General features: G+C 45.5%; 15 protein-coding genes, 1 tRNA gene, 2 pseudogenes and 1 other annotated feature. All 18 genes and pseudogenes read left to right on the forward strand.

What is annotated here, in order from left to right; all coding sequences use genetic code 11:
• The first annotated feature begins 139 nt into the window (after positions 1-139).
• A complete protein-coding gene (locus tag ESE_RS0109450) occupies positions 140-565 on the forward strand; it encodes a hypothetical protein (RefSeq protein ID WP_010374251.1) in 426 nt (141 codons plus the stop codon).
• A 239-nt stretch (positions 566-804) separates the two neighbouring features.
• Positions 805-1689 (forward strand): phosphate ABC transporter substrate-binding protein PstS family protein, encoded by an 885-nt coding sequence (locus ESE_RS0109455; protein WP_010374252.1) that lies wholly within the window; start codon positions 805-807, stop codon positions 1687-1689.
• Between the two features lie 94 nt (positions 1690-1783).
• The gene (locus tag ESE_RS0109460; RefSeq protein WP_010374254.1) at positions 1784-3070 is read left to right on the forward strand and encodes an ATP-dependent helicase ComFA; all 1287 of its coding nucleotides are present in this window, start codon (positions 1784-1786) and stop codon (positions 3068-3070) included.
• Complete coding sequence (locus ESE_RS0109465) at positions 3060-3734, forward strand: ComF family protein (RefSeq protein WP_010374256.1); 675 nt, start codon at positions 3060-3062, stop codon at positions 3732-3734. Before ESE_RS0109460 ends, ESE_RS0109465 begins: the two co-directional genes overlap by 11 nt.
• A gap of 161 nt (positions 3735-3895) precedes the next feature.
• A complete protein-coding gene (gene hpf, locus ESE_RS0109470; RefSeq protein WP_010374259.1) occupies positions 3896-4456 on the forward strand; it encodes a ribosome hibernation-promoting factor, HPF/YfiA family in 561 nt (186 codons plus the stop codon).
• A 180-nt stretch (positions 4457-4636) separates the two neighbouring features.
• Positions 4637-4903: a binding site (T-box leader), on the forward strand.
• Between the two features lie 53 nt (positions 4904-4956).
• Positions 4957-6246 (forward strand): O-acetylhomoserine aminocarboxypropyltransferase/cysteine synthase family protein, encoded by a 1290-nt coding sequence (locus ESE_RS0109475; RefSeq protein ID WP_010374261.1) that lies wholly within the window; start codon positions 4957-4959, stop codon positions 6244-6246.
• Between the two features lie 109 nt (positions 6247-6355).
• On the forward strand, positions 6356-6799 hold the full coding sequence (locus ESE_RS0109480) for a hypothetical protein (protein ID WP_010374263.1): 444 nt from the start codon (positions 6356-6358) through the stop codon (positions 6797-6799).
• Positions 6799-8982, forward strand: coding sequence for a Tex family protein (locus tag ESE_RS0109485; RefSeq protein ID WP_010374266.1), 2184 nt, complete (start codon positions 6799-6801; stop codon positions 8980-8982). Before ESE_RS0109480 ends, ESE_RS0109485 begins: the two co-directional genes overlap by 1 nt.
• Before the next feature lie 77 nt (positions 8983-9059).
• On the forward strand, positions 9060-9395 hold the full coding sequence (locus ESE_RS0109490) for a hypothetical protein (RefSeq protein WP_010374268.1): 336 nt from the start codon (positions 9060-9062) through the stop codon (positions 9393-9395).
• A gap of 64 nt (positions 9396-9459) precedes the next feature.
• Positions 9460-9543, forward strand: a tRNA-Leu gene (locus ESE_RS0109495).
• A 268-nt stretch (positions 9544-9811) separates the two neighbouring features.
• Positions 9812-10279, forward strand: coding sequence for a hypothetical protein (locus tag ESE_RS0109500; RefSeq protein ID WP_010374270.1), 468 nt, complete (start codon positions 9812-9814; stop codon positions 10277-10279).
• A gap of 315 nt (positions 10280-10594) precedes the next feature.
• Positions 10595-11788 carry an MFS transporter gene (locus ESE_RS0109505; RefSeq protein ID WP_010374272.1) on the forward strand — a complete coding sequence of 398 codons (1194 nt, stop codon included), beginning with the start codon at positions 10595-10597 and terminating at the stop codon, positions 11786-11788.
• 9 nt (positions 11789-11797) lie between these two features.
• Positions 11798-12700, forward strand: a complete 903-nt coding sequence (locus ESE_RS0109510) for an ROK family protein (RefSeq protein ID WP_010374274.1) — start codon at positions 11798-11800, stop codon at positions 12698-12700.
• Between the two features lie 4 nt (positions 12701-12704).
• Positions 12705-14168 (forward strand): glycoside hydrolase family 1 protein, encoded by a 1464-nt coding sequence (locus tag ESE_RS0109515; protein ID WP_010374276.1) that lies wholly within the window; start codon positions 12705-12707, stop codon positions 14166-14168.
• Between the two features lie 263 nt (positions 14169-14431).
• Positions 14432-14899, forward strand: a pseudogene (locus tag ESE_RS12605) (CAT RNA binding domain-containing protein); the annotation flags it as partial.
• 90 nt (positions 14900-14989) lie between these two features.
• A pseudogene (locus ESE_RS12610) lies at positions 14990-15283 on the forward strand (PRD domain-containing protein); the annotation flags it as partial.
• A gap of 119 nt (positions 15284-15402) precedes the next feature.
• Positions 15403-17238: a beta-glucoside-specific PTS transporter subunit IIABC gene (locus ESE_RS0109525; protein WP_010374280.1), complete on the forward strand. Its 1836-nt coding sequence runs from the start codon at positions 15403-15405 to the stop codon at positions 17236-17238.
• Positions 17239-17700: 462 nt separating this feature from the next.
• Positions 17701-21486 (forward strand): adhesive domain-containing protein (locus tag ESE_RS11645; protein ID WP_010374282.1); only part of this gene is annotated, 3786 nt, incomplete at its 3' end.

Consider the following 21486-nt stretch of genomic DNA (forward strand, 5'->3'; position numbering starts at 1 on the left):
GTCTAAAATAAAGTATAAACATCGATGATGGCATTTGACGTACCCAGGCAACTTAATCTCGTGCTAAAATAGCCAGGTCATGTGTTAAAGTACAGACACCAATGATACCTAATAAAAAACGAAAGGAGCGAGCGGCGCGATGAAAGTCTCATATCATGTCAAACAAGGTCATAACCAGATTAGTGATGATCAACGGGCTGTTGAGATTCCAATCGTTTTGGCTGTGATAACGCATGTAATCGATTTATTTGCGCCATTATCAGAAACGGCCTTAAAGTACATTGGCTATTTAGCGATTGCTTTAGTGGCCTTAGCAATCTTTCGCTTCTTAATTACGGTATTTATGTATTGGGCAATGAGTCGGTGGCGTAATAAAAATCCGGATAACTATCAAAACCAAGATTATGTGTTCGAGATAGACAATGGGATGACGCGAGATACACAAACTGAGTACGAGACTATCCTCGTTGAGGCTGAACAGTATTATAAGGCATACAGGGGATTGGTCATCAAAGGTATTGTAGAAATTCTAATTATGTTAGTCATTGTCTTTCTAATTAAATAAATCGTTCTGGGCACAAATCTGCTAAATTAATATTGGCAGATTTGTGCTCCTTTTGTTTTTGTAAAGCATGTCCTTACAAAACTAACATCTAATCTAGACAGAACCCCGGCAAAGTCGCTACAAATTACCTCTATACTAATAAGTGTCGTAGGGGAGAACGTCTCTAACTGCTACTACTACCAAGCTTCAAACCTGCGACCTAACTCGAATAATATCTAGTCATACGTTAGGAGATTGTCATGAAGGGTAAGTTGTATCTTGCTGTGGGGAGTTCTGTTGCATTAGTATTAGCCGGGGGATTGGTAAGTGGAGGCGTTGTACATGCAGCCTCTGATAGTCGCGTCATGGCGGTTGGGTCAACAGCCCTACAACCGCTAGCTGCGCAGGCTGCCGAAATGTTTGGAGAGAAACATGCCGGTGTAAATGTCGTTGTTCAAGGTGGTGGATCAGGTGCCGGTCTAAGCCAAGTTGGTAAAGGCGGTGTCACAATTGGTAATTCTGATATTTTTGCTAGCCAAAAAGATGGTGTTGATGCAAAGAAGTTGAAGGACCATAAGGTGGCGGTTGTCGGTATCGCACCAGTTGTGAATGATGACATTAAAGTTAAGTCGTTAACGATGGATCAGTTACGTGATATCTTCTCAGGTAAGATTACGAACTGGAAGGACGTTGGCGGTCAAGATGAAAAGATTGTCCTAATTAATCGTGCGCAAGGTTCAGGTACCCGGTTCACATTCGAACACGAAGTCATGAACGGTGAGGATACAAAGACTGCCCAAGAACAAGACGATAATGGGGCAGTGCAAAAGATTGTCAGCAAGACACCAGGCGCTATCTCATACCTGGCCTTCTCATATACGAGTGGGCCAAATGCCAAGGGCTTACGAACGCTATCAATTGATAAAGTTTCCCCAACTGACAAAAATGTCCGATCAAATAAGTGGCAAATTTGGGCATACGAGCATATGTATACGGTAAAGAAGACTGACAAGAATACCAAGGCCTACATTAAGTTCGTGCAATCTTCAGCAATGAAGAAGACTATTAAGAAACTTGGTTACATTCCAGTTTCTGATATGAACGTTGTTAAGAGTGCTGACGGTGATGTTAAGAAAAGTAAATAAGTAAATGAAATAATTGTCGGCCAGTGAGTCGGCATTTTTTTTGGAATTTTTCATGTGTTAGTCGTCTATAGTTAGTGGAGGTGGTAGTACAAGCATGGATGAATCTGATTTCTATGGTCGCTTGGTACCTGTGCGACACGACCAAATACCAGCATTACCCGAGGGATCCATGACGATACCGGCCATTAAAGATGGGATATGCCAACGATGTGCCACGAAAATCAATACAACCTGGCGCACACCAACAAGTACCTACTGTTGGGCTTGTGCAAATTTAGGTCGGTTGTCAGATGACCAATTTTTAGCAACGATACCAGAGCCAAATGTCTTTGAAACAGATGCAATGCCCTGTCAGTGGCAAGGTGAGTTAACGCCGGCCCAACGCCGAGTGGCAGATGAACAGGTACAGGCACTCAATGCAGGGCGTTCACACTTAACCTATGCAGTAACTGGAGCGGGAAAGACCGAAATGCTGTTTCCCATGTTGACCGTGGCTTTACAGGCAGGAAAGCGCATTGCCTTAGTATCGCCACGAGTGGATGTGATTGTGGAGTTAGCGCCACGTTTACGTGAGGCGTTTAAAACGGATTTCGTGGTACTTTATGGCGACTCACCAGAGACGTATCGTTACACACAGTTGGTGTTAGCCTCTACGCACCAGTTGCTGCGTTTCCGGGCAGCCTTTGATGTGATTGTTGTGGATGAAGTAGATGCGTTCCCTTACGCTGAGAATGTCCAATTAGAAGGTGCTGTTCAGCGAGCGACTAAACCACAAGGGTGTCATTTTTATCTCACGGCAACCCCAAGTGCGCGACTCTTACGTGACGTTAGCAAACAACGATTGCGGATTAGTTTGTTGCCTCGCCGGTATCATGGGCAGCCGTTACCGAATTTTACGATTATTAAAATTGGCAATTGGCGCAAAAAATTATCGTGGCGTATTCAGCGCATTCTCCGTGAGTACGTTATATCAAAACAACGCTTTCTAATTTTTGTGCCCCATGTTGCTGATTTAACGGCGACGCTGAACGAGATAACACGGTTGCAGCCATCACTTAAAATTGCGGCCACACACGCTGGTGATCCTGATCGGCAAGGGAAGGTACAGGCGATGCGGGCAAGTGAGTTGCAAGCATTGATTACGACAACCATCTTGGAGCGTGGGGTGACGTTTAAAGGCATTGATGTGATGATTCTGGGCGCTGACGATCCTGTTTTTAGTCAAGCTGCCTTAATTCAAATTGCCGGACGTTGTGGACGTAGCGCTTCTCGGCCAACCGGTAAAGTTTGGACAGGGGTTACCGAACGAACGCGTACGGTCATCCAAGCCCGGAACGAGATTCGGTATTTAAACATGAAAGGGAAACAGTATGACGTGTGAATTGTGCGGGCGGATACAGCAGGGAGAATGGACCTTGGGTGATTTTTTCATCTTTCATCAACCACAGATGTTGTCAATTTGCGAAGCGTGTCGGCAACAGTTCACCCGGATTACGGGGCCGGTGTGTGCCGAATGTGGGTGTCAAAGCCAAATATCGCCTTGTGCTGAGTGTGAAATTTGGCTGACAGCAGGATACCCGGCCATCCATAATCAAGCTTTATTTGCTTATGACGAGCAGATGCAACAGTACTTTAAGCAGTATAAGTTTCAAGGTGGTTATCATTTAAGGGATGTGTTTCAGGAGATGCTCGCCCAAAGGTTGGTTAAAGTTGCACCGACTATGATTGTGCCAATCCCAATAACAACGGAGACACAAAACCAACGTGGTTTCAATCAAGTGAGTGCATGGTTAGAAAAATGTGAAATAAATGAAATTTTAACTTGTATCTCAACCAGTAAGGCGGTACAATCTATGAAAACACGGCGGGAGCGTTTACAGACAACGCAGCCGTTCTGTCTCGTCACAGAAAATCTTGATTTAACTGGACAAAGAATTTGTATAGTTGATGATGTTTGTACGACAGGACGCACGTTGCGACACGCATCGTCGTGTTTGTATGAAAGTGGTGCGACCCAAATATGCACAGTCACGTTAGCAAGATGATATGTTCATGAAGAGAGTATGAAAACGCTTTCTTTTATTGTCATATTGGTGTTACAATATAGTTACCGAAAGGACATCTAGACAGATACTTTGGGAACTGCGTGATCACGTGTTATGGGGACATAGCATCACGCAAATCTAGTCAGACAGGAGACAGGATTATGCTAGAATTTAAGGTACGTGGTGAGAACATTGAGGTCACTGATGCAATGACCGACTACATCGAGAAGCGTTTGTCACGCTTGGAGCGTTACTTGAACGATGACGCAAAGTATGTTGCCCACGTTAACGTTCGTTCATACAAGGAAGGTACGTTCAAGACTGAAGTTACGATTCAATTGCCATACTTGTTGTTGCGTGCTGAAGATACGCAAGCCGACATGTATCAAACAGTTGATTTCGTTTCTGAAAAGTTGGAGCGTCAAATTCGTAAGTACAAGACTAAGGTCAACCGCAAGTCACGTGAGAAGGGCTACAAGGGCATTGAAGAATTGGACTTTGCAGCTGCACCGGAAGAACTTGAGGCAGAAGAGTCTGAAGCCTTGGACATTGTACGTACAAAGCATGTTGCTTTGAAGCCAATGGATGCTGAAGAAGCAGTTTTGCAAATGGAATTGTTGGGCCACGAGTTCTTCATTTTCCAAGATGCTGAAACTGATACGGCTGCTGTCGTATACAAGCGTCGCGATGGCAAGTATGCCTTGTTGGACACTGAAGCATAATTACTAAGAGATTAGGCGTTACGCATAAAACCTATAATAAAGTGGTGTGGTTATGGGGCACAGCACATAAAAAATAAAACCGCTGATTGATGATAGGGCATCAATCAGCGGTTTTTGTTTGATACAGACGTTGACATAAAGTAAGTGAGAGTTTACAATCAATACTGTTAGAAAACAATGAGAAACAAAGTGATCAGGAAAGTATTTGTCGTTCGCCAAACAGAGAGCTGTTGGTTGGTGTGAAACAGTTGGGGAGACGACAAAGAAAATGGCCTGTGATTGGAAATCGTAAGTGGCAAGTTCATGAGCGATTTACGGGTTGGTCTCCGTTAACGGACACGCGTATCGTCATCGCATCATGTCGCGCTCTGACCGCACGTTGTAAGGTTGACCCGGGTAACTGGGGCAATAAAGATAGAATGGTAACACGACAAGCTCGTTTCTATTCCAGTAAGTAACTGGGTAGGAACGGGCTTTTTTGCATAGAAAGGAATAGACAAATGACAGCACTAAACTTCGATACAATCGCACTTCATGGTGGCTACACGCCCGACGCTGAGGCCCACGCAACCAGCGTGCCAATTTATCAAACCACCTCGTATGTTTACGACAGCGCAGAAGATGCGGCAGAACAATTTGCTTTGGATAAGCCAGGACAGCTATACACCCGTTTCACGAATCCGACGACCGAAGTGCTTGAAAAGCGGTTGGCTGAGCTTGAAGGTGACGTTGGGGCCGTTGCCGTTGCATCGGGGATGGCTGCGATTAATTATGCGCTGGAAAATATCACGGTTGCGGGTGATCATTTGGTTGCCGCAAATACGCTATACGGAGGGACCCACAACTTGTTAGCGACGGCGTACCCACGACGCGGCGTGACCACGACATTTGTGGATATCGATGATTTGGTAGCGGTCAAGGCGGCAATTCAACTTAATACGAAGGCGCTTTACATTGAGTTAATTGGTAATCCAAATTCAAACATCGCAGATTTACGAGCCTTAGCCGAAGTAGCGCATGTGGCCGGCATTCCGTTGATTGTAGATAATACATTTGCAACAGCGTACCTTAATCGGGTGTTTGATTTTGGCGCTGATATTGTCGTGTACTCTGCCACAAAATTCCTATCAGGGCACGGAGCTGCGTTGGGTGGTATCGTGGTGGATAGCGGCCATTTTGACTGGACGCAAAATGACAAATTCCCGGGTCTGACAGAACCGGACGAAAGCTATCACGGGTTAGTGTATACCGAAAAGTTTGGCAACGCTGCGTACGTCAATCGGATTCGTTATAATTTGTTGCGGGATTCTGGGGCAACCCTATCGCCATTTAATGCCTGGTTAATTTTGCTGGGACTAGAGACATTATCATTGCGTGTGCAACGCCACGTTGACAATGCCCAGAAAATTGCTGAATTCTTAGCCCAACATCCGGCTGTGGCGTGGGTGAATTATGCGGGATTACCTGACAGCCCATACTATGAGTTGGCGCAAACATACTTACCAAAGGGGCCGGGGTCAATCTTCACCTTTGGGGTTGTTGGTGGGGCGTCAGCTGGTCGAAAAGTCTTGGATAGCGTCCAAGTCTTTACGCACTTCGCTTCGTCTGGTGAAGGAAAATCATCAATTTTGCATCCGGCCTCAACCTCACATGCGCAACTCAGTCCGGCAGAACTGTTGGCATCAGGGACCCGACCTGAAACGCTCCGTTTATCAGTTGGAATTGAGGACGTGGCTGATTTGATTGCGGATCTTGACCAGGCGTTGCAGTTGGCGGTAACTGAATCATAATTGTTTGCCCACCGATGTATGAGGTGGGCTTATTTTGTGGTGGCGAACTGGTATAATAAAAGCATTGTTTAAAAAGTTAACCGCCTAAATGGCAAGAGGAGATTTATTCATGGCTAAGATGAAGTTCGTGTCACCACAACAATATGCAACTAACTTGGGTCAAGTTATCCAATCAACTGAAGATGCTGGTAACAAGGTTGCACCATTCTTCGAGAAGCTTGATGATGCCATTATGGCTGACCAAGTGGCGGACATGCCAAAGGCTGATTTCCAAGAAATTTCAGTTGAATTTGATGAGGCAGTGGCAGTGTACAAGGATGCATCAGCTAAGATTAACGCCATGGCTGCACCCGTTCGTTTGATGGGCTTGCACCAATCAATGAAGAAGACGTTTACGGAATACGCTGCTGCGACTGAAGCAATGGCTGAATCATTGAACGTTGCTGACCAATCAATCGATATGGACAAGTTCAAGCAATCAGAGGCTGATCAAGACTCATTGATGGAGAAGTTCTTGGTACAAGTACGTCGTATTTTGACGACGGCAATGTAATGACGACGGTGGAAAACGACGCACTGACAATTGATATTGCGAGTGCAGTAGCAAAAGAATTAGCGTTGCCACTAACGAAAGTGACGGCGACGTCAGAATTATTGGCCGATGGGAATACGGTGCCATTCGTGGCGCGTTACCGTAAAGAAGTCACGGGAAATTTGGATGAAGTTCAAATCCGTGATATCCAGGCAGTGACGAAGCGCTTAGAAGATTTGCAAGCACGTAAGCAAACCGTTCAAAAGGCAATTGCTGAGCAAAAGGCGATGACGCCTAATTTGCTGAAAGCGTTGGCAGCGGCTGAAACAATGCAAGCAGTTGAAGATATTTATCTGCCTTATAAGCAAAAGCGCCGTACCAAGGCAACGATTGCCAAGGAAGCCGGATTGATGCCATTGGCACAATTGGTGCAAAAGTTTCCAACGACCGGCTTGCAAGCTGAGGCGGCAAAATTTGTGAACCCGGAGAAAGACTTGCCTGATATCGCGGCAGTTATGGCCGGCGTGCATGAAATTTTTGCGGAAGTGATTGGTGAAAATGCAGGGTTACGTGATTGGACACGTAAGTACACGCGTGATAATGGTCACCTAGTCTCGAAGTTGAAGCGTGGTGCGGGTGATAAGGATACCCAGGAAGTCTTTAAGTTGTACTATGAGTTCAGCATGCCAATCAGCAAAGTGGCAAACCACCAAATCTTGGCCATCAACCGTGGTGAAAATGAAGGTGTTTTGTCAGGTAGCATCGAAGCGGACGCTGAAGCGATTGCCCGTTATTTGAAATTCCGTTTGGTTGGTTCAAAAACGGGTGAGGCAGCTGATGTTTTGGTCGCGGCGGCTAATGATGCCTATAAGCGCTTTATTGGTCCCGCTATCGAACGCGAATTGCGCAAAGAACTTTTCGAACGGGCGGCTGGGGATGCAATCAAGGTCTTTGGTACGAATTTGTATCACCTACTAATGGCAGCACCGTTGCGTGGCAGGGTGGTACTGGGATTCGACCCAGGTATTCGAACTGGTTCAAAGTTGGCTGTGGTCGATGAGAACGGTAAGTTCCTAGAAAAGGCGGTTATCTATCCGCACCGTGCTGCCAAGTATGATCCGAAGGGTGCCAAAGAGACGATTATCAAGCTAGTTAAGCAGTACGGTGTTGCACTGGTAGCGATTGGTAACGGGACGGCATCGCGTGAGTCACAAACGTTTATTGCGGACATTATCAAGTCAGACTTACCTGATTTGCAATACGTAGTAGTTAATGAGTCCGGGGCGTCTGTTTATTCAGCTAGCGATGTGGCGCGAGAAGAGTTCCCAGACCTACAGGTTGAGCAACGTTCAGCAATTTCAATTGCCCGTCGTTTGCAAGACCCTATGGCAGAACTCATTAAAATTGATCCGCAGGCGGTTGGTGTGGGGCAATATCAGCACGATTTGCCAACCAAAGAGCTCGATGCTGAATTGGATGCGGTCTTGGAAACGGCCGTTAACCAGGTTGGCGTTAACTTGAATACGGCTTCACCACAATTGTTGACTCATATCGCTGGTTTGACGAAAACCACGGCGGCTAATATTGTGACGTATCGTGACGAAAATGGTCAATTTACATCACGAGCGCAATTAAAGAAGGTGCCAAAGCTTGGTCCTAAGGCATTTGAACAAGCTGCTGGGTTCTTGCGTTTACCAGATGCTAAGAATGCGTTGGATAATACGGATATTCACCCTGAGTCATACAAAATCGCGGAAGTCTTGTTGAAAGAGGCTGGTGTGACAACGCCGGGAGCTGAAGCTGGTCAAGCGTTGCGTCGCTTTAATAACCAAGCTACGGCGGATCGACTTGGGGTTGGGTTACCAACCTTGCAAGACGTGATTACCTCGCTAGGTAATCCAGGACGTGACTTACGTGACGATGCACCAGGAGCGGTCTTGCGTTCGGATGTGCTGTCATTAAAGGATTTGAAGCCGGGGATGCAGTTGCAAGGAACCGTTCGTAACGTGGTTGACTTCGGTGCCTTTGTCGACTTAGGTGTCCACGAAGATGGCCTGGTCCACATTTCACGGATGGCCAAGCGGATGGTCAAGAATCCGCATGAGATTGTGGCCGTTGGTGATATTGTGACAGTTTGGGTCGTTGACGTGGATGTAAAACGTGAACGTATCGGTCTGTCGATGGTTGCACCAAAGGAAAATTAAGCAAAAGAGCGAGCAGAATTGTTCGCTCTTTTTTGATGCAACCGGGTATAATAGCAACAATGAGGAGGAATGAAAACATGGCATTTTTAGACGTATTAAGTAAGGTCGCAAAAACAACTGGTAACGTGGTGTCGGAAATTGGCGCACAGGCACAAAAGGGTGGGGAGTATCTCGCTGATCCTGAGAATCAAGCTAAAATTAATGCAAAAGTTGATGAAATCAAGGATAAGGTGACCGGTCTGTTCGCGAAGGACAAGACAGAACAACAAGCGGAAGAACCAGTTGAACCAGAAGAACGTAAGGATGTTACACCGGCTGATGAAGACATCGTGCTAAAGTATGAGGATGTTGCAGAACCAGATAAGCAACCAGAAGTCTTGCAACCGCGGCAACACAAGGATGACGAGATCTAAGCGACTTGCATATCATCGGTATATCTGATAATATAATCTGTGCTGATAGTTTTAGCACAGACATGCGGTTGTGGCGGAATTGGCAGACGCGCAGGATTAAGGATCCTGTGGTAGAGATACCGTGCGGGTTCGACCCCCGCCAATCGCATAAATAGATTTAGAAACCCCGTTGGATGTGGCATGAATGCCTATCTGACGGGGTTTTTCGTTGGTGAGAGTCTCTGCGATAAGAGTGAGTATTCATAAAGTAACGGACTTTGTTTATTAGATTTTTGATGTATAAATGAATAAAATAGTGTTCAAATTAGCGTAATAAAATTAGCATTGAAGTATGACAATAGTCGGGCTTGATTCGGCAACGACAAACATCAAAAAAGCAGAAATAGAATTATGTTTGAATATTGGAGAGGATTAGCATGAAGATACAAGAAGTACTAGATGTTTTAAAGAACGCTGACTGGGATACCAACTGGTCTAGGCAAATATATGATGTTGAAGAAGGATTGGAGGATAAATATATAAGAAAAGATAGGGAAAAAAGTGCTGAATGTCAGATTCCAATAAAGCACCGAAGGGATTGGATAATACTTTGGGAGATTTATGGAAAAAAGATGTATGGAACAACCAATGCTACTCCTAATCAGCGATTTCACCTTGAAAACTATCTTCAATTTAAATTGCAGGATGGGCTGAAGTTAGATGATGATTTTGAAAAGAAATGTTACCGCTATATTAGGAATGCAGCACTAATTCTTTATATTAGAGAAATTGTTTTTAAAGAAACGGCAGAGTCGCTTAAGCCAATTGCAGAAAAGGTTGTTGAGCACTATAACAACGATAAGGATTTCCCAGCAAACAGCGCTGGGAAATTATCTAAAAGTTGAGTGCATTGTATAGGGCAAGTTAAACCACGTGAGTTCAAGGCACGTAGTTGAGGCTATTTTATCTAGTGTTCTAGTCACATGATTATTTTCAGATGATTTAAGGATTGACCTACCTTTGTGGATTATTCAACTGTGTAAGAAAGTCATATATGAAATAGATTAAGAATCAGTAGGAATGCTGGTTCTTTTTTTGTTCAAAAACCGGCAAATGTCAAAAAATAACTCAGCACTAAGCAAGAAACACCCTTTTTAGAAAGCGCTTACATAATACAATAGACCTCGTAGAAAGATTGTTACGATACGGGGGGTTACATCATGGATAAGCATGGTTGGCTGTTTAAGGCATCGTTGTTATCAATTGCAACGTTGACGAATGCAGCCGCAGCGGTACAGGTAACAGTACCAATGATTATGAAGGATTTACCAAACCAGTCGCAAGCGTCGATTGAATTATTGATGTCAGTGACGAGTTTTGGAATTCTGCTATTTATTTTATTGTCTAACTTTTTAACACGGTTGATTGGTAACAAAAAGACAGTGGTATTAGGTGTGGCAATCGCTGTGATTGCGGGGGTTATTCCCATGTTCACGGAAAACTATGCGGTCTTATTGGCGTCACGTTTCATGTTTGGTGCTGGTGTAGGATTGTTTAATTCATTAGCGATTTCGCTGATTTCGATTTACTACGAAGGCAAAGAACGTGATCGCTTGATTGGTTTTGAGAATGCTGCCGCGGCCGCCGCGACAACCATCTTTACTTGGTTGGTCGGTTATCTGATGTCATTTGGTTGGCACATGACATTTGGTGTGTATGCATTAGGCGTGATTCCACTGATTATGTTTGGCTTGTTTGTTTCAGATAAAACGCCAACGGTTACAGGTGCCTCAACGTCAACGGTTAGTACGCAAAAGCCCAAGCTGAATGCGACGATGATTGGCTATGGCATCTTTATGTTTATTTTGTTCGTGACGTACTTTGGGATGACCGTTAAAATTGCGCCATTATTCGAACAAGCCGGTTATGGGACAGCTGCTGAAGCTAGTTTGATTTCAGGGATTAGCGCCGCTACGGGGTTTGTCGCTGGGGTAATTTTTGGATCAATTAAGCAAATTTTGGGCCGCTATATGATTGGTTTGGGTACTTTAGCAGGGGCCGTGATGGTGCTGGTCTTAAGTATGAGTCAAAACCTGATTTTGTCGGGGGTGGCGATTGCAGTGTACGGATTGGCCTTTGGTATGGCAGTGCCAGCCATTTACTCAGCCGTAGCAGCCAAGACGGACGAAGCCTCACAAAATTTGGGATCAACGATTTTGCTAGTTGCTGTTAATATGGGGGTTTTCTTGAGCCCATATGTGTTCCAACTAATCGCTTCGGCGTTCGGTGACACTTCAGCCGTCTTTAGTATGCGCGTTGACGGTTTGTTGGTGCTGGCATTAGCTGTTATTACTTTGGTGACTGCATCTTTGCAGAAGCCAGAACGTGCACCAAAACCAGTGCATGCAAAGTAGGGGATTATCATGACGAAAAATTATTTAGCAATCGATGTTGGGGGAACACGGTTAAAGGTGGGCTTGATTGACCGCGCCGGAAATATCATTGAAAAGTATAACGAACGCACCGTAACGACTGGATTGCCTGAATTCCTAGTTCAGTTACACCAGGTAATTGATCGGTACGCTGGCCAAATTCGAGGGGTGGCATTCAGTGTGCCTGGTAAAGTTGCCCATCCAACAGACACAATCAAAGGTGGGGGCGCGTTGACCTTTATGGACGGGGTTAATCTACGGGATGAGCTCCAACTTGATTTACCAGTCGCGGTCGAAAATGATGGTAAAGCAGCCGCGCTAGCTGAACTATGGCTTGGTGAGTTAAACGATGTGGCAGATGGTATGGCGATTGTCCTCGGCACCGGTGTCGGTGGCGGATTAGTTCTGAATGGTGAGCTAGTATACGGCACGCACTATCAAGCCGGTGAGCTAAGCTTTATCTTTGGCCAGATTGAAACAGGGATGGAGACTTCAATTGGATTGCACGGGTCTGCCGTTGAGATGATTAAGCGCATCGGGACCCAGTTGCAATTACCAGAAATTGATGATGGCTTGACCGTCTTTGAACACATTAATGCGGGTGAGCCAGCAGCAAATGAAATTTTTGATGCGTACGCGAATCAAATTGCCCTATTAATTCAAAACATTCAAGCGATAACTGATATTCAACGTATTGTGATTGGTGGTGGCATTTCCGCGCAACCAATCGTCGCTGAACGCATCCGTGAAAAGTATCTTGCGTTCTTTAACGGCAATGAACTGGTGAAGTCGACGTTGACACCAGCTGAAATCGTCGCCGGTAAATTTGCCAACGATGCGAACTTGTTCGGAGCCGTTTATCACTTACTCATGCAACTCAATCAGGAGGTATAAGAATATGTACAAGTCAACAATCCCAACAGGATTCCCCGAGAACTTTCTTTGGGGTGGTGCAACTGCCGCCAATCAATACGAAGGAGCCTGGCAGGCTGACGGCAAGGGAATTAGCACCGCAGAAGTGGTGATGAAGGCTGAAAAGCGAACGGAAATGAACTTGGGTAATATTACCCTTGCAGACATTGAAGTTGCGATCGCTGATGCAACGGATGAAAATTATCCGAAGCGACGTGGGGTCGATTTCTATCATCGTTTCGAAGAGGATTTGGCCTTGATGCACGAACTAGGAATTAAGGCATTCCGTTTGTCGTTAGCCTGGACACGTATTTTCCCGAATGGGGACGAGACTACGCCAAACGAAGCGGGCTTGGCATTTTATGATAAGGTTTTTGATAAGATGGCTGAATATGGCATCGAGCCCGTGGTGACCTTGTCTCACTACGAAAGCCCAATTCACCTAACTGTTACGCGGAATGGCTGGTTAGATCGAGCCACAATTGCTGACTTTAACCGCTTTACTGAAACGGTCTTTAAGCGGTATAAGGGCAAGGTGACCTATTGGCTGACGTTTAATGAAATCAATACAGGTACGTTTGGTTTCCACGAAACCGGTGTGGTTGATGCCGGTTTGCCGTTTGATGAGCAACTACAATTGCGTTATCAAGCGTTGCATCACCAATTTGTTGCCAGTGCAATTGCGACGAAGCAATTGCATGAGATCGACCCAGATGCACAAATTGGATCAATGTTGGCACGCATGCAAACGTATGCAGCCACGCCAAATCCAGCTGATGTGCAAGCCGCCCAATTGGCAGATGAATTGAACCTATTCTTTACCGATGTGCAGGTACGTGGTGAATATCCAGAATATATGAACCGCTATTTTGCAACGCATGGCATCAAGATTGACATGGCTGCCGAAGATGAGGCAATCCTTTTGGCCAACCCAGTTGATTTCTTGAGCTTTAGTTACTACATGACAACGGTGACGAGTGCCACTGATGGGGAAGCCGAAACACTTGGTAATATGGCAACTGGTGGTCGTAACCCTTATTTGGCCGCCTCTGATTGGGGATGGCAAATTGACCCAGTTGGGTTGCGGATTACGCTGAATGAACTTTGGGACCGTTATCGTGTGCCGTTGTTTATTGTTGAAAACGGTCTTGGCGCCGTTGATGAAATTGCAGCTGATGGCCAAATTCATGATCAATACCGTATTGATTATTTGCGTCAACACATTGAACAAATGCGTGAGGCGATTATTGATGGTGTCGACCTGATGGGCTACACCATGTGGGGCATTATTGACCTTGTTTCATTCTCAACCTCAGAAATGTCGAAGCGTTATGGGGTGGTCTACGTCGATCAAGACGACGCCGGGAATGGGACGTTGAACCGACAGAAGAAGGATTCCTTTGATTGGTACCAACGCGTTATCGCAACGAATGGGACCGCATTGGATTAGTGACATTAACAAGGCGTTCAAGCGATTGGACGCCTTGTTTTTTATGTTTAATGCAGCCGTATCGCTTTTTGACCTCAGATAAGTTATTTTTTGCGCTCATTCATAAATTGTATTGTAAACGCTTACATAATGGTGCTAACATGTAGTCAGTGATACGGATTGTAACCAAAATTGAACTGGGCAAGACCGAATGATAAGTATTGAAATCACGTGGCATGCAGGCACGGGCTTATTGTTTGGTCTTTTCTATTGGGAGGATATTGATGCTGATCAAGAAAATTTTCAATAATAATGTCTTACTGGCTGAAGACAAGCAGCAAGATATTGTGGTTATAGGCCGTGGCATTGGATTTCAAAAGAAGCGAGGTGATGCTGTTGAAGAAGCATTAATTGATACGCGGTACTTGCCGCAGGATGAACATTGGGGCCGGACGTTTAACGATTTAGCTAGTGAAATCTCACCGCTGGTTATTGAGATGGCGTCGAATATTTTGCGCCATGCAGAGGCCCAATTACACACAACGTTCAACACATATTTATTGGTGTCGTTGGCTGATCACATCAGTTATGCCATCGAGAAAGCCAAACAGCAAATTGTGGTGCATAACAATTTACTATGGGAAACCCGTCATTATTATCCGATGGAATATCAAATTGGGGAGTGGGCCGTCGCGGCGATTCTTGAACAAACCGGCGTGGCGCTACCTGATGATGAGGCGGGGTTCATTGCATTGAAGTTTGTCGATAAGCAGAATGGCTATTTGGCAAATGAACGCGCGAGTCAAATCACAACGTTAATCAGTGATGCGTTGACCATTATCCGCTATGCGGTTGGACAGACGATTGATGAAAATGATATTAATTATCAACGCTTGCTTGTCCATTTACGATTTTTCTTAGATCGTTTATATGACGAAGAAAATCGTACGGGTAATGCAAATATCGATGCGGTTATGTTACAGCACGTCCAACGGTCATATCCAAACGCGTATGACTTGGCCGACAAAGTGATTGCCTACATCGAAGATAAGACCCATAAACAAGTTGCTGAAAATGAACGTATTTATCTAACAGTACACTTGAATCGTGTACTGCAATCGACCTTAGCACAATAGCTAGGGCCAATTAAATCTCACATTGGGATTGTTACTATTTAATTAGGCAAAACCCGCAAGAAAGCACGCTATGTGACGTGTTTTCTTGCGGGTTTTGTGTTTCAAAAAGGGGAAACGTGATGGATTACGAGGGGTTAGCAAAAGAAATTTTGACGGACGTTGGTGGTAAGGAAAACATCAACACGGCGTGGCACTGTGCCACCCGCTTACGATTTAAGTTGAAGGATGAAGCGAAAGCACAAACCGAAAAGATTGAGAATCTTGATGGGGTTGTGACAGTTGTGCAATCGGCTGGTCAATATCAAGTTGTGATTGGTAACTCGGTGGCAAATGTTTTTGAGCCATTATCAAAGTTGGCTGGTTTGGGAAATGGGGGCGAGTCAGCAACCACAACCGATGAACCAGTTGAAAAGGATTCGCTGATTAATCGCTTCATTGGCTTTATTTCAAGTGTCTTCACGCCATTCTTGGGGGCGATGGCGGGAACTGGTGTGCTGAAAGGATTGCTAACCTTACTCAGCGTGACAGGGGTGCTGAAAGAAACCAGTGGTGCGTATCAAATTTGGTATGCAGCTGCGGATGGCTTCTTTTACTTCTTGCCGGTCTTTCTGGCCATAACGGCTGCCCGACGGTTGAAGGTGAACGAGTTTGTGGCGATTGGCTTGGCTGTAGCGTTGTTGTACCCTAATTTGGTTGCAGCAATGGGGGGCAAGACGCAACTCGACTTCTTTGGCATCCCAGTGGTCAGCGCCACTTATAGCTCAAGTGTTATTCCAATTTTGTTGGCAATTTGGTTGCTATCATATATTCAACCAGTCTTTGATAAGTTCTTCCACGAGTCGGTCCGCAATATCTTTACGCCGATGTTCTCACTTGCATTGCTAATGCCAATTACCGTATTGGCCATTGGACCATTGGGGACCGGGGTTGGAACGGTCTTGTCAGGTGCTGTTGAAGCAATTTACAATGTTGCGCCATTAATTGCGGGGGCCATTATGGGGGCGCTTTGGGAAGTGTTTGTTATTTTTGGGGTGCACTGGACGTTTGTGCCCGTGATTACGAATACGATTGCGGTATCAGGCCATGATCCGTTGCAACCCATTTTGACAGTTGCTGTCATTGCTCAAGCAGGTGCGCTACTAGGTGTCTTCTTGAAGACGAAGAACACGAAGTTGAAGTCATTGTCAGGGTCAGCTACGTTGTCAGCGTTGCTTGGTATCACAGAACCTGGTATCTACGGGGTGACGTTGAAGCTCAAGAAGCCATTTATCTTTGCGGTCATTGGTGGCGCGATTGGTGGGGCCATTGCAGCCGTTGGTGGCGCACAAGCAACCGCTATGACGCTGGTTAGTTTGCTTGGTGTGCCAACGTTTATTGGACCTGGATTCATGTCTGCAGTTATCGGATTAGGGGTTGGATTTGTTATTCCGACGGTACTCACCTATTTCTTTGGTGTGCCAGCTGAAGAACAAACAGCCACGGATTTAAATGAAACAGTTAGTGTTGGCGAGCAACTCAATGCACCGATTCAGGGAACAATCCTGCCTTTGTCAGCAGTTAAAGATCCCGTCTTTGCTAGTGAAGCGATGGGTAAGGGACTCGCAATTGTACCAACCAATAATGACTTGGTTGCACCAGCCGATGCCACGGTGGCGGCGGTCTATCCAAGTAAGCACGCCATTGGCTTGGTGACTGATGCAGGCGCAGAAATCTTATTGCATATCGGGATTGATACCGTGCAATTGGACGGCCAACACTTTGAACAATTTGTTGAACAGGGACAGAAGGTTAAAGCAGGTGACAAGTTGGTAACCTTTGATCGTGCTGCGATTGCGGCCGCAGGTTACGATACGACGGTCATGATGATTGTGACTAACACGCCGAACTACACGATTTCTGAAACACCAGAAACTGAGGCTCGTAATGCTTGGGTATTGAATTTGAAGGCCATTTAATCTAATGCCGCATGAATTTGAATTCATGCGGCATTTTTGGGAATTGTGTACACAATACCGGACAATGGCTAATTGTTAATGAATGAACAAATTAGTTATATATACGCAAACGCTTACAAAACGTATAAAACCATGTTTTTCAAGCACTTACTAACAGAAAGTGTAAATATGAGATAAAAAACATAATTACATTAATAATTGATTATAAATATGTTTTAAGCGTTAATATTTTACTTTTTAAATAAAATAAAAATAACTAAAAATATCACAATAGATTTGTTTTGTATTCGCTTTTTATTTGTGGTAAAAATAAATTGTATTAGTTTTGCAGAGTTGAGAGTATTTTGTAAAAATCGGTTTATTGGAGTAGTACTCGGCTATCTCAGCGGTTTCAAATCATTGATTGTGTCGGGCAACCTCGTTGTAGGTTAATTAGAGAGTATAGAACTGTGGGGGTTCACTATGAAAAAAGTGGGAAAGACGCTGGTGTCATCTGTTCAAAGAAAGCGGATGTACAAGGCAAAAAAGATGTGGGTAATTGCTGGCGTTGTTGGTTTAGCTTTTGGTGGTGTTACGCTATCGGATTTTGTGTCAGTTGATCAAAATGGGGTACATATTACCCAACGAACGGCAGAAGCGGCTGCTGTAGATAGTCAGATATTTAGTGATGTTGATACAACTGCCGATGTGACTGAACCATTACCAGCAAATCAAGCAACAAATGTTAACTTTACTGTGGCAGGAAGTGGTGTTGCCGACGTTTCAGCGGTCAACACAGGTTCACGTGAGGTTGCGCTACAGGTACCAGCAGGAACGGATATTACGGCTAATGGTCCTATTAGCGTAGATGTTGCGGTTACTGGCGGATTAGGAACTATTCTGGATCCGATTGTTAATGGACTGCAGGGAGTGCTTAACGTTATTGATAATCCCGTGACCAAGCTTTTAGTTGGGTCCTCAGTTGTGGATAACTTGAATGCAACGCTAGACAATTTGAAAAATGGTGCGATTACAGCGCAATATACAATCGATCCAAGTGAAGCGACGGTCACAACCTTGCCGGATGGTAGTCAATATTTAGCAGTGAATATTGATGGTGGACTAGGCACGGCATTAAGCCAAACGTTGAGTGGTACGCTGTCAGACTTGTTGGACACCTTATCAAGTATAAATTTGTTGGGCATTGTTAATTTGGACCCAGTTTTGAGTCCATTGGTTGATAATTTGTTAACACCATTAATTAGCGAGTTGACCACCGGAACAGGTGATACTGTTAATCAGTTAGTTGATTTATCTGTTCTGGGTAGTACCTCGGTAACGATTCCAACACAAGTTACGCCAGATGGCACGCAAGACTCTGTTTCGGTAAAGGGTGCCATTGCACGGTCAGAATTGATTAATGTTGACTTGTTTGCAAATTCAGCAGGAACGACACCATTGCAAGTTGATACGACCGGTACAGACTTGGCTACCGCAAAGGCTGATGCAACGGCAACGATTGATGCGATGAAGTATCTGACTGACGAAGAAAAGGCGGATTATAAGCAACAGGTAGCCGATGCGACAACCGCGGATGCAATTGATGCAGTTGTTACGGATGCCACAGCACAAAACTTGGCGAACGCAAAGGATTGGGCGACAACGGAAATTGGTGGTTTGACCAACTTAGATGATGCGGCCAAGCAAACTTACCTCGATCAATTGCCAGGTGCTACAACGGTTGAAGCAGTTGAACAAATCGTTGAAGATGCGCGAAATGCTACAGGTACTGACTTGACTGCCGAAAAGGCTGACGCTACGGCAGCGATTGATGCGATGAAGTATCTGACTGACGAAGAGAAGGCTGACTATAAGCAACAAGTAGCTGACGCTACAACTGCGGACGCCATCAACGCAATCGTAACTGACGCAACCGCAAAAAATTTAGCGAACGCAAAGGATTGGGCGACAACGGAAATTGGTGGTTTGACCAACTTAGATGATGCAGGCAAGCAAGCTTACCTCAATCAATTGCCAGATGCCGCCACGGTTGAAGCAGTTGAACAAATCGTTGAAGATGCGCGTAATGCCACAAGTACTGATTTGACCGCTGCGAAGGCCGATGCTACGGCAGCGATTGATGGGATGAAGTATCTGACCGATGAAGAGAAGGCTGACTATAAGCAACAGGTGACTGACGCTACAACCGCAGACGCCATCGACGCAATCGTAACTGACGCAACCGCAAAAAATTTGGCGAATGCAAAAGACCGGGCGACAGAAGAGATTAATGGTTTGACGAATCTGGATGATGCAGGTAAGAAGACATATACAGATCAATTGCCAGACGCTACGACCGTTGAAGAAGTTGAACAAATTGTTGAAAATGCGCGCAATGCCACAAGCACTGATTTGACCGCTGCGAAGGCTGATGCCACGGCAGCGATTGATGGGATGAAGTATCTGACCGATGAAGAGAAGGCTGACTATAAGCAACAGATAGCCGACGCGACAACCGCAGATGCGATTGATGCAGTTGTATCTGAAGCCACAGCACAGAACTTGGCGAACGCAAAAGACTGGGCAACGACTGAGATTAATGGTTTGACGAATCTAGATGATGCGGGCAAGAAGACCTATACAGATCAATTGCCAGATGCCACAACGGTTGAAGCCGTCGAACAAATTGTAGAGGATGCGCGCAACGCCACAAGTACTGACCTGACTGCCGAAAAGGCTGACGCAACGGCGGCTATTGATGGGATGAAGTATCTGACAGACGAAGAGAAAGCCGACTATAAGCAACAAGTAACTGATGCGACAAACGCGGATGCGATTGATGCAGTTGTTACGGATGCCACAGCACAAAACTTGGCTAACGCAAAGGACTGGGCGACAGATGAGATTAATGGTTTGACGAATCTAGATGATGCGGGCAAGAAGACCTATACAGATCAATTACCAGGTGCTGCAACGGTTGAAGCAGTTGAACAAATCGTTGAGGACGCACGCAACGCCAAGAGCACTGATTTAGATGCTGCGAAGTCTGACGCAACGGCGACCATCGATGCGATGAAGTATCTGACGGACGAGGAGAAAGCCGACTATAAGCAACAGGTATCTGACGCCACAACCGCGGATGCCATCGACGCAATCGTAACTGACGCAACCGCAAAAAATTTGACGAACGCAAAAGACTGGGCGACGACAGAAATTAGTGGTTTGACCAACTTAGATGATGCGGGCAAGCAAACTTACCTCGATCAATTGCCAGATGCCACAACGGTTGAAGCAGTTGAACAAATTGTTGAAGATGCCCGCAACGCTACAGGTACTGACCTGACCGATGCAAAGGCCGACGCAACAGCAGCCATTGATGCGATGAAGTATCTGACCGACGAAGAGAAGGCTGACTATAAGCAACAAGTAACTGATGCGACAACAGCGGATGCCATCGACGCAATCGTAACTGACGCAACCGCAAAAAATTTGGCGAACGCAAAGGATTGGGCGACGACAGAAATTGGTGGTTTGACCAACTTAGATGATGCAGGCAAGCAAACTTACCTCGATCAATTGCCAGATGCCGCAACGGTTGAAGCTGTTGAACAAATTGTTGAGGATGCCCGCAACGCTACAGGTACTGACCTGACCGATGCAAAGGCCGATGCTACGGCAGCAATCGATGCGATGAAATACCTGACGGACGAAGAGAAAGCCGACTATAAGCAACAGGTGACTGACGCTACAACCGCGGACGCCATCGACGCAATCGTAACTGACGCCACGGCACAGAACTTAACGAACGCAAAGGACTGGGCGACGACAGAAATTAGTGGTTTGACGAACTTGGACGATGCAGATAAGCAGACGTATCTTGATCAATTGAAGGATGCTACGACTGTTGAAGCCGTCGAACAAATTGTTGAGGATGCACGCAACGCCACAAGTACTGACCTAAGCGATGCGAAGGCTGACGCAGCAGCGGACATCGATGCAATGAAGTACCTGACGGATGAAGAAAAGGCGGCTTATAAGCAGCAGGTGACTGACGCCACAACCGCGGATACCATCGACGCAATCGTAACTGACGCCACCGCAAAGAACTTGGCGAACGCAAAGGATTGGGCGACAACAGAAATTAGCGGTTTGACGAACTTGGACGATGCGGGTAAGCAAACTTACCTCGATCAAGTGACAAATGCCGTAACGGTTGAAGAAGTTGAACAAATTGTTGCAAATGCAAAGGCCGCGACTGAAAATCCGGAT

This window comes from Weissella cibaria KACC 11862, assembly GCF_000193635.1.
In the GTDB taxonomy this organism is placed as follows: domain Bacteria; phylum Bacillota; class Bacilli; order Lactobacillales; family Lactobacillaceae; genus Weissella; species Weissella cibaria.

What these genes read in the sequence shown, in the direction of transcription:
- ESE_RS0109480 (WP_010374263.1), top strand. Translation starts at nt 6,356, where the DNA reads ATGGCTAAGATGAAGTTCGTGTCACCACAACAATATGCAACTAACTTG.
- ESE_RS0109515 (WP_010374276.1), top strand. Translation starts at nt 12,705, where the DNA reads ATGTACAAGTCAACAATCCCAACAGGATTCCCCGAGAACTTTCTTTGG.
- ESE_RS0109505 (WP_010374272.1), top strand. Translation starts at nt 10,595, where the DNA reads ATGGATAAGCATGGTTGGCTGTTTAAGGCATCGTTGTTATCAATTGCA.
- ESE_RS0109455 (WP_010374252.1), top strand. Translation starts at nt 805, where the DNA reads ATGAAGGGTAAGTTGTATCTTGCTGTGGGGAGTTCTGTTGCATTAGTA.
- ESE_RS0109450 (WP_010374251.1), top strand. Translation starts at nt 140, where the DNA reads ATGAAAGTCTCATATCATGTCAAACAAGGTCATAACCAGATTAGTGAT.
- hpf (WP_010374259.1), top strand. Translation starts at nt 3,896, where the DNA reads ATGCTAGAATTTAAGGTACGTGGTGAGAACATTGAGGTCACTGATGCA.
- ESE_RS0109460 (WP_010374254.1), top strand. Translation starts at nt 1,784, where the DNA reads ATGGATGAATCTGATTTCTATGGTCGCTTGGTACCTGTGCGACACGAC.
- ESE_RS0109485 (WP_010374266.1), top strand. Translation starts at nt 6,799, where the DNA reads ATGACGACGGTGGAAAACGACGCACTGACAATTGATATTGCGAGTGCA.
- ESE_RS0109490 (WP_010374268.1), top strand. Translation starts at nt 9,060, where the DNA reads ATGGCATTTTTAGACGTATTAAGTAAGGTCGCAAAAACAACTGGTAAC.
- ESE_RS0109510 (WP_010374274.1), top strand. Translation starts at nt 11,798, where the DNA reads ATGACGAAAAATTATTTAGCAATCGATGTTGGGGGAACACGGTTAAAG.
- ESE_RS0109525 (WP_010374280.1), top strand. Translation starts at nt 15,403, where the DNA reads ATGGATTACGAGGGGTTAGCAAAAGAAATTTTGACGGACGTTGGTGGT.
- ESE_RS0109475 (WP_010374261.1), top strand. Translation starts at nt 4,957, where the DNA reads ATGACAGCACTAAACTTCGATACAATCGCACTTCATGGTGGCTACACG.
- ESE_RS0109465 (WP_010374256.1), top strand. Translation starts at nt 3,060, where the DNA reads ATGACGTGTGAATTGTGCGGGCGGATACAGCAGGGAGAATGGACCTTG.
- ESE_RS0109500 (WP_010374270.1), top strand. Translation starts at nt 9,812, where the DNA reads ATGAAGATACAAGAAGTACTAGATGTTTTAAAGAACGCTGACTGGGAT.